The sequence below is a fragment of the Streptomyces sp. VTCC 41912 genome, assembly GCF_045799175.1.
Taxonomy (GTDB): Bacteria; Actinomycetota; Actinomycetes; order Streptomycetales; family Streptomycetaceae; genus Streptomyces; species Streptomyces albulus_C.
Window position 1 is genome coordinate 139,878 of record NZ_JBJMAB010000019.1, and the last position, 7,437, is coordinate 147,314.

6 protein-coding genes are annotated in these 7,437 nt (G+C 68.1%); 2 read left to right on the top strand and 4 right to left on the bottom strand.

Annotation, left to right across the window (positions count from 1 at the left end):
- Positions 1-2: 2 nt before the first annotated feature.
- From ACJ6WD_RS24950 to ACJ6WD_RS24965, 4 genes are all read right to left on the bottom strand, one after another.
- Positions 3-4,763, bottom strand: a complete 4,761-nt coding sequence (locus tag ACJ6WD_RS24950; RefSeq protein WP_407616525.1) for a putative T7SS-secreted protein — start codon at positions 4,761-4,763, stop codon at positions 3-5.
- Between the two features lie 2 nt (positions 4,764-4,765).
- Positions 4,766-5,380: a hypothetical protein gene (locus ACJ6WD_RS24955; RefSeq protein ID WP_233660522.1), complete on the bottom strand. Its 615-nt coding sequence runs from the start codon at positions 5,378-5,380 to the stop codon at positions 4,766-4,768.
- Positions 5,381-5,392: 12 nt separating this feature from the next.
- Positions 5,393-5,821, bottom strand: a complete 429-nt coding sequence (locus tag ACJ6WD_RS24960) for an SseB family protein (protein ID WP_407616526.1) — start codon at positions 5,819-5,821, stop codon at positions 5,393-5,395.
- Positions 5,822-5,942: 121 nt separating this feature from the next.
- Positions 5,943-6,557, bottom strand: a complete 615-nt coding sequence (locus ACJ6WD_RS24965; protein WP_407616527.1) for a TetR/AcrR family transcriptional regulator — start codon at positions 6,555-6,557, stop codon at positions 5,943-5,945.
- A 108-nt stretch (positions 6,558-6,665) separates the two neighbouring features.
- Here ACJ6WD_RS24965 and ACJ6WD_RS24970 point away from each other — a divergent pair, with 108 nt between their 5' ends.
- Positions 6,666-7,133, top strand: a complete 468-nt coding sequence (locus tag ACJ6WD_RS24970) for a nuclear transport factor 2 family protein (RefSeq protein ID WP_233660519.1) — start codon at positions 6,666-6,668, stop codon at positions 7,131-7,133.
- Between the two features lie 98 nt (positions 7,134-7,231).
- On the top strand, positions 7,232-7,437 hold a 206-nt coding region (locus ACJ6WD_RS24975; RefSeq protein WP_407616528.1), incomplete at its 3' end, for a hypothetical protein.

Here is a 7,437-nt window from a genome sequence, read left to right on the forward strand (position 1 = left end):
GATCACCGTTTCGGGCCCTCCACAACGATGTAGGTCTGATAGTGTGTCGGAGAATAATAGATGGACCCGTCGCTTCCGAAGACGATTCGCTCTCCACCTGGCTTCGGGTTATCGGGAGACGCTGGCGCACCGTATTCACGGTACCTGATCGGCTCTCCGGAAGATGAATGCGTCGGAAGCGCATGCGCACCACCCTTGCCTGTATTTTGGAAAGTCTCCATGGACAGGTTCGGACCATGCCACTGTTCTCCCCAGCCCGTAGCATCTCGCCCGTACTTCTTGACGTCGCTTATAGCTTCCATCGCTTCGTCCGGGACCTTCTCGGGGATCCAGCCACCAAGCCGACCAGTATCACCCAGATGGGTCCCAGGCTTCGGCGCCGAACATCCTGAAAGACCAAGGGGATCGATATAAGAGAGAGGATTGTGGACGTACGTAACGGGATTCGGAGCGGCGCTTAGACCAACAGGATCAGGAATGATGTAGCGGCCCACTGCGGGGTCATAGTGACGGTGAAGGTTGTAGTGAAGCCCGGTTTCAGGGTCAAAGTATTGCCCAGGAAACCTGAGCGGAGTATACGCGGTACTAGTGTGCGACCAACTGGTTGCCCCCCATATATTTCCACTGCTACGCCACGCCAGATTACCCGCCTCGTCCACTAGGGACGCGGGAGACCCAACGAGATCAGTGATGATGAAGAAGAAACGTTGGTCGAATTTTATTTGGCCAAGGTCAGTCCAATGCTTGCGCTCTGCCTGACTGACAGCGCGTACGCCGTCGTAATCCCAGGTGAGCGTTACGGGAGATGCGAAACTAGACTCTATTGCGGTCTGCTCGGCAAGATTGATGCCATCCCAGTCAAAGTCTACTCGTGCACATACGACTCCTTCGTCAGAAGTTTTCTGCTTAGCTATTCGACGACCGAAGGGATCATAGAAATAACTCCACGTAGCGCTTTCGGGGGTGACAACCGCAGCGAGCTGGTCTTCACTGTTCCAGGTGTACTGCCAGGTATCGGGCCTGCGGGAAAGGCGCGTCTTTTGGCGGAGGATAGTGCGGCCAAGGTTGTCATATCCGTAGCGGATGCGGCCAGCATGCAAAACGCGTGTGCCCTCGCACGACCTGTCGCCCCGCGCCGAAGCCCCCGGATGTCGGTCAGGCCAAGCCGCATACGTCTGGTTGCCCGCCGCGTCATACGCGTAGGTCTCGGTCCAGTCCGTGGCCTGGACGGCGGTGACGCGGCCGGCGGGGTCGAGGGTGAAGGTTCGGCGGCCGGTGTGGGAGTCGTCGATGGCGGTGAGGTGGCCGTCGGGGCGGTAGGTGTAGGCGCGTTGGAGGACTTGTTGGACCTCGGCCTGGGCGGTGCCGGTGGGGTCGGTGGCTGCTGCTGAGAGGGACTGGCTGGTGAGGCGGCCGGTGGGGTCCCAGGTGTGGGTGAGGTGGAGGTTGTTGCCGATGGTGCGGGTGAGTTCCTGGCCTGCGGCGTCGTACGAGAACGACAAGGGGTGGCCGGCGATGTCCATGCCGGTGCGGTTGCCGGCCGCGTCGTAGGTGTAGGTGGTGTGGTGGCCGGTGGGGGTGGTGCGGGAGGTGCGGCGGCCCAGGATGTCGTAGGTGAACGTCATGGTCCGGTCGTTGACCGTTTCGGTCAGGACGCGGCCCAGGATGTCGCGGGTGTAGGTGACGGTGGCGTCGGGGTTGGCGGCCTGGTGGAGGTTGCCGGCGGGGTCGTGCACATAGGTGGTGACCAGCCCTGCGGCGTTCTTCTCCGTGATGCGACCGAGGGAGTCACGGGTGTACGTCGTGACCTCGTCCAAAGCGTTGGTGCGAGTGGCCAGTTGGCCCGCCGCGTCGTGGACGTAGGACAGTACCCGGTCGTCGAAGTCGGATTCGGATATCAGGCGGCCGGCGCCGTCGTAGGTGTAGTTCCAGGTCAGGCCCTGGGGGTTGGTGACCTGGGTGAGGCGGAGTTCGGTGTCGTGGGCGAACTCGTAGCGGACGCCGTCGGGGTCGGTGCGGGCGGCGAGCAGGTCGAAGTGGGTGTAGGAGAAGTGCGTCGTCTGGCCGACGGCGTCGGTGTGGGTGAGGCGGTTGCCCTCGCCGTCGTAGGTCCACTCCTCCCGTGCGCCGGTGGGGTCGACTCGGGCCGCGAGTTTGCCTTCGACGGTCCACTGGAGGTGGGTGGTCGCGCCCAGGGGATCCGTTATCGACGTGGTGCGGCCGAAGGCGTCGCGGCGGTAGTGGGTGGTGTGGCCCAGGGGGTCGGTGACCGAGTGCGGGAGGCCGGCGGCGTCGCAGTCGATGCGGGTGGTGTGGCCGAGGGCGTCGGTGACGGAGGCGAGGTTGCCGCGGGCGTCGTGGGTGTAGGTGGTGGTGGCGCCGGCGGGGTCGGTGGTGGCGACGCGGAGGCCGTGCGCGTTGTAGGTGTGCGCCCAGGTGGTGCCGTCGGGGCCGGTGACGTTGAGGGGGTTGCCGTGGGCGTCGTAGACCGTGGTGGAGGCGGTGCCGTCGGGGAGGGTGACGGTGGTGGGGCGGCCCTCGTCGTCGTAGGTGAAGCGGGTGGTGCGGCCCAGGGGGTCGGTGGTGGACAGGACGCGGTGCTTGGCGTCGCGGGTGGTGCGGGTGGTGGCGCCGGTGGGGTCGGTGGTGGCGACGATCTGGTGGTGGTCGTTGACCTGGTAAGTGGTCAGCTGGTCCTGGGAGTTGAAGAAGCGGTTGGTGCCCAGGCCCGTCGTGGGGTCCGGGTCGCCCCAGACGTAGCGGGCGCGGAGGTGGCCGGCGATGCCGCCCTGGGAGGTGCAGCGGTCGGCCTCGTCGTAGGCGTAGGTGTAGCTGCTGCCGTTGGTGTCGGTCCAGGAGGTGATGCGGCCGGCGTCGTCGTAGGTGAAGCCGAGGGGGCGGTCGGAGGCCGGCTTGGTGACGGTGGTGAGGTTGCCGAAGGCGTCGTAGCCGTAGGTGGCCAGGACTTGGTCGGTGCCGTCGGGGGCTGCGCCGGCCAGGTGGAGGGCGGTGATGCGGTCGCCCTCGGGGGTCCCCTCGGTGGTGAGCAGGAGGCGGTAGCCGGCGCTGTGGGTGATCGCGGTGGGCTTGCCGTCTTCGGTGTAGTCGAAGGTCTGGTGGTTGCCGTGGCGGTCGGAGATCTCGTCGAGGAGGGCGAGGTTCTCGGTGTGGGTGGTGAAGTAGCGGCGGATGCCGGTGACGTGGTCGACGAGGAAGTAGTCGCCGTCCGGGGTGCGGGCGAGCGGCGCGCCGTCGCCTTCGAGGGGGAGGGTGGGGACGCCGACGGCGGGGTGCGGGTAGAGGAGGAAGTTGCCCTCCTCGCCTATGAGGATGACGCCCTCGGCGTCGATCTCCAGGCGCTGGTCGAGCGTGGACATCCACGTGCGGCCGAACCAGCGGCCGGTGCGGTAGGACGACTCGAAGGTGCGGGTGAAGGCGAGCGGCAGGCTGGCGGGGAGGGCGACGTCGGTCTGCGGCAGGATCATGCGGCCGGTGGCCATGTCGATGGGGTCGCTGCCGAAGGTCTTGCACCAGGCGGTGCGCAAGCGGTCGCGCACCGTCCGCTTGCCGCCCTCCTTCACGGCGTTGCGGGCGGCGCCCTTGAGCGCGTCCTTCGCCCCCGCCCGCACGGCTCCCTTGGCCAGCCCGCCGGCTCCCTTGCCCCCGACGAGGTTGCCGAGGAACGTGCCGTACGCCTCCGCCGGGTCGCTGCCCCAGCCCGAGCCCAACACGCCCTTGGCCATCTCGACGGGGTGCAGGGGCGCCTGGGCCAGTCCGAGGAGCGTGGTGGAGACGTTCGAGGCGAACTGGAAGGGGTGGGCGATGTTGTAGGGGTCGAGGGGGTTGACCTTGCGGGCGAGGTTCAGGGTCTCGATGCCGGCCTTGGCCACGCCGCCGGCGAGATGCATGTGCTCGATGGCGAACGCCTTGGCGCCGTCCTTGAGGCCCGCGCCGGCCAGGTCGGTGAACTGCGGCTTGTCGGGGGCGTGCGCCAGGGCGCCCTTGAGGGCGTTGCGGGCTCGCTCGGCGGCCTCGTTCCGCTGGCTGCGGGCGTTCTTGATCATGTCCTGGGCGGCCTCGCGGCCCTCCGTGCCCGGGTCCACGAAGTCGCCGGGCGACGTCGGCTGCGGGCCGGCGTCCTGCCCCTGGGCGACGGCCGCCTCGTAGCGCTGGCCCTGCGCCACGTACGCGTCGACCTTCGCCTTCCAGGCGTGCAGGGCGTTCTCCCGGTCCTGTTGTGCCCGGCGGTACTTCTCGATCGCCGAGGACGCCTGGCCCTGTGCCCAGGAGACCGTTTCCGCGTACCCCTGAAGCGCCTTGTACGCGTCGTCGCACGCGTCGGCGGCGTGCATCCACTGCTTGGGGTGCATCTCGAACGCCTCGCGGAAGGCGTCGGCGGCCTGGCCGGACCAGTGCTGGCCGGAGCCCAGCTTGCGCATGCCGTCGGCGACGCGGTTGAACGCCGCCGCGAAGTCCTTCAGGTGGGAGACCGTCTCGTCGAGCTTCTCGACGTCCCCGTGGATGAGCTGTTTGGGATCCTCGGTCTCGCCGAGTTGCCGCTCGTCGACGTGGGCGCCCAGCGCGCCGGCGAGCTTGTCGCCCCCTGAGCGGACCTTGTCCGCTGCGCCGTCGGCGCCGACCATCTCCAGGCCGTCGCCCAGCTTGTCGGCCCCGAACTCCACGACCTTGCCGGCGCCGCTCTCCACGGCATCGGTCAGCTCGCCCACCCCGTCGGCGATTTCGTTGAGGCCGTCCCCGAACACGCTCACTTCTCACTGCCCCCGTGTGTCTGCCGTGGTTCCTGGAGCTTCGCGGTCGTGTCGGCCGGGTCCTCGCCGCCGTTGGCGATGCGGTCCGGGATCGACGTCACCTCGTGCCCGAACTGCTCGACGGCGTCGTAGCTCCTTTGGTACGACTCGCGCGAGGCCTGCGAATTCGGGTCCCAGTCCCAGTTCTTGTACGCGTCGACGGTGTCGTTGCCGAGCTTGCTCCAGGACGTCCGGTGAAGCTCCTCCGCCGACTTGTTGGGGTCGCCGACCGCGGCGTTCACGCCCTGTTTGAGGATGTCGGAGGCGTACTGCTCCTGCTCGTAGTAGTTGCCGGCCGTGAGCCCCAGCTTCTCGGAGAAGTCGTTGGCCTCCCGCATCAGGTTGTAGACGCCCCAACCCCAGCGGTCGCAGAACGACGAGAAGACCGATGCCAGGCCGTCGTCGCCGCATTCCGTCGCGTCCAAGGACAGCTTGTCGAAGCCGCGACCGAGTTGGGCCTCGATGTCGAAACCCAGCTCCTTCAGTTCACTGATCGCCGCCGTTATGCCCTTGGTGAGCTGTTCGAAAGCCTCCGGATCGGTGCGGTAACCGCTTCCCTCTATAAGCCCCATGAACGATCCCCCCTAGGCGTGCGTGGTGCCCGGTGTGTCAACAGACGAGGCCGTGGCCGGGTCGGTGTGCGCGTCTATCGCAACGCGATCCGGGACGATTCCGGATACCGGCGGGAAAACCATGCCGTGTTCGCTCCCGGCATCCAGGGCCACGCCCACGGGCCCGCCGATGGCCGGAACCAGCACGTCGAGGACGCGGGCGCCGACCACGGACACGTACCGCCACTCCGGCTCCGGTTCGCCCCCGCGTTCCGCGGCAAATCCGGACAAGGCAGCCTCGTCGCTGAATGCATAAAGCCAGCGAATACCGTCCAACTCGGCCATGAGGAATGCGTCGTCGACGATCGGGAGTATCACGATCGTGCGCCGGAATTCGCCGACCAGTGCGGCCGGATTCGGCCGGCCTTCGTGGCATGCGGCCACCTCGTCCGCCAATGGCACGGTGAGCCCCTCCCCCATTGCTACTCAGCTCATCTGCTGGGTCCACTTTGGCACACGGCACTGACAGCACCACCGGGCGATCTCCCCCAATAAACCGGCCGGGCGTTCCTTTTGCTTTCAATCAAGAGGGGTCGGTCGCGGACGCCCCGACCAACACCCGCGCCGCCGCCGCGGCCGTGTCCGCGGACGCGGGGTCGCCCGATATCGCGGCGGCGGTGATGGCGCCGTCGACCAGGAAGGCCAGTTGGGTGGCCAGGACGGTGGGGCTGGGGTGGTTCAGCGGGCGGACGAGGTCGGTGAGGTAGGCGTGCAGGGCGCGCTTGTGGTCGCGGGTGGCCCGGGCGACGCCCTCCGCGGTGGTGCCCAGTTCGCCGTAGGCGTTGATGAAGGCGCAGCCGTGGAAGTCCGGGGCGGCGAACCACCCCGCGAGCCAGTCGAAGACCGCGCGGATCCGGTCCGCCGGAGCACCGGCGTCCGTCCTGGTTCCTGGGCCCGCGCGCGCGGCCACGTAGGCGGCGAGGTCGGCCCGCCAGCGGGCGTCACGGCGGCGCAGGTACGCCTCGACGAGGTCGTGCTTGGCCGGGAACGTGCGGTAGAGGCGCTTGAGGGACACGCCGGCGGCGGTGCGGAGTTCGTCCATGCCGACGGCCTGGATGCCGCGCTCGTAGAAGAGCCGTTCCGCGGCGTCGAGGATCCGCGTCCGCACCTCGTCGTGGACATCACCGTGGACCGTCACTGGGGCCCGCCTTCCCGGGAGAACGTTCGTTCTCTAGACTAGCCGAGCACCCGGAGAACGCTCGTTCTCCAGTGTTTCGCCCATGTCCCCGCAGACGGGAGTCACGCCATGACCGCGACCGCACCCCGGCCCCCCTTCCCCCCGTTCGACGAGGCGGGCGCACGACAGAAGGTCCAGGCCGCCGAGGACGCCTGGAACACCCGCGATCCCGAGCGGGTGGCCCTCGCGTACACCGAGGACTCCGTCTGGCGGAACCGGGACGTCTTCCTCACCGGGCGCGCCGAGATCGTCGCGTTCCTGCGCGACAAGTGGGCCCGGGAGCTGGACTACGCGCTGCGCAAGGAACTCTGGTCGTACGCCGGGGACCGGATCGCGGTGCGGTTCCAGTACGAGAGCCGGGACGCCAGCGGCCAGTGGTGGCGGAGTCACGGCAACGAGCTGTGGGAGTTCGACGCGTCGGGACTGATGCGCCGGCGGGAGGCGGGCATCCACGACGTCCGGATCGAGCCGGCCCAACGGCGGATCCTCGGCGCGCGGCCGGAGGGGGAGCGGGGACTGCCGATTCCGTTTCAGTGAGGAGGGTGGCGGCGCGGGGGCCGTTGTCGAGCTGCGGCCCGCTGGGGGAACTCGGCGCCGTTCACCGTCAACCCGCCTTTCAGCAGACCGAGTTGACCGTGAGTACGTCGAGCCGGCACGTCATCCCCGAGCGCGCCGGGATCCCCGGACGCACCGTTGACCGGATGCCGCATGCCGGAAGCCGGCAGGTCCGTTGTGACCTGCCGGCTCGACGTACCGCGCATGGGGGTCAGTTGGCGATGCCGACCGGGTGGACCTGGATGCTCTCGTCGTACGAACCGCCCAGCTTCAGCGCGTCCGCGGG